The following is a 1,442-nucleotide window of genomic DNA, read 5'->3' on the forward strand; positions in this document are numbered from 1 at the left end:
TCAGCTACTGCAATTAAAGAAAGAATTTCCTTTTCTGTTCCTAAAACCATCACTGTTTTACCTTCATTTTGCATATGAGTGATATTTTCTTTAATTGTATTTTCAGTCTTACCATGTAATTCCTCAAATAGATTAGGACTGCCGACAAAGTATAATTCATTACTTATCTTCGCTTTTACACCTTTACCAGTAATCGATTGAAACTCTTCCACTATTAAAGCATTAAAATTTAATCCTTTTTCTTCTGCTTTTCTTATAATGGCTGATGCAAGTGGATGTTGAGACCCTTTTTCGATCGCTGCTGTTACCTTTAACAACTCATCCTCATTACCATTAATAGTCACGATATCTGTTACGGAAGGAACTCCCCTTGTTAATGTTCCAGTTTTATCAAAAGCAATTGCTTTTATATGGCCTGTTTCTTCTAAGTGAATACCACCCTTAATTAAAGGACAACCAACAACTAATACTGCTAATCCTTGATAAATCCATTCACTCCAATCTCCACCAAATAACGGAGGAACAACAGCGATTAATAAAGCTAAAATCACTATAGCTGGTGTATAGTATTTAGCAAATTTATCAACAAATGCTTGGGAAGGTGCACGCTCTGCTTGTGCTTCCTCAACAAGATGAATTATTTTGGATAAAGTTGTATCTTCTACTCGCTTCGTTACTTTTACTTCTAGTAGCCCTTCTTCATTTAGTGTTCCAGCAAAGACCTCATCATCCACTGTTTTCGTAACAGGAACACTTTCACCTGTGATGGCTGCTTGATTAAGTGTAGAAGTTCCTTTAATCACTAATCCATCCATTGCTAATTTTTGACCGGGCTTAACAATCATTATGTCTCCCACTTGAATATCATCAACAGAAATCATTAGTTCTTCGTTACCCCTACGTATTAACGCTTCTTTTGGTGCAATATCCATAAGAGATTCAATGGACTGTCGTGCTTTCTCCATTGAATAACGCTCCAATGCCTCGCTGATTGCAAACAAGATAACAACAGTTGCACCTTCGCCCCATTCGCCAATGATTGCAGCTCCAATAATAGCAATAGTCATTAGCGTATTCATATCAAATTTTAATCGACTAAGATTTTTAAGTCCTTTTACAAATAGTGTATAACCACCAATTAAAATAGATGCTCCATACCCAATCATTGGAAGGATATGATTTTCCCCATATTGCTCACCTAAAAACCAACTAATCACGAGTAATATAGCAGATATATATACTTTAATATTTTCTTTTTGCTTCCAAAATGGTTCACGCTCAACCTTTTGTTCTTTATCGCCTCGAATTTTTAGATTTTCAAAAGCTCCTGCTTTCTCTAATTCCTCGATGGTTGTATTTCCTTTTACGTAGACCTTGGATGCTCCAAAGTTCACTTTTGCATCTTGAACCCCAGGAAGTTCTTTTACATTATTCTCAAAAAT

At 35.6% G+C, this 1,442-nt stretch carries 1 protein-coding gene; it reads right to left on the reverse strand.

The features are described 5' to 3' along the window. A partial coding sequence (locus tag ACFQ8C_RS37000) for a heavy metal translocating P-type ATPase (RefSeq protein ID WP_383466349.1) occupies positions 1-1,442 on the reverse strand: 1,442 nt, incomplete at both ends.

The organism is Streptomyces sp. NPDC056503, from assembly GCF_042794995.1.
In the GTDB taxonomy this organism is placed as follows: domain Bacteria; phylum Actinomycetota; class Actinomycetes; order Streptomycetales; family Streptomycetaceae; genus Streptomyces.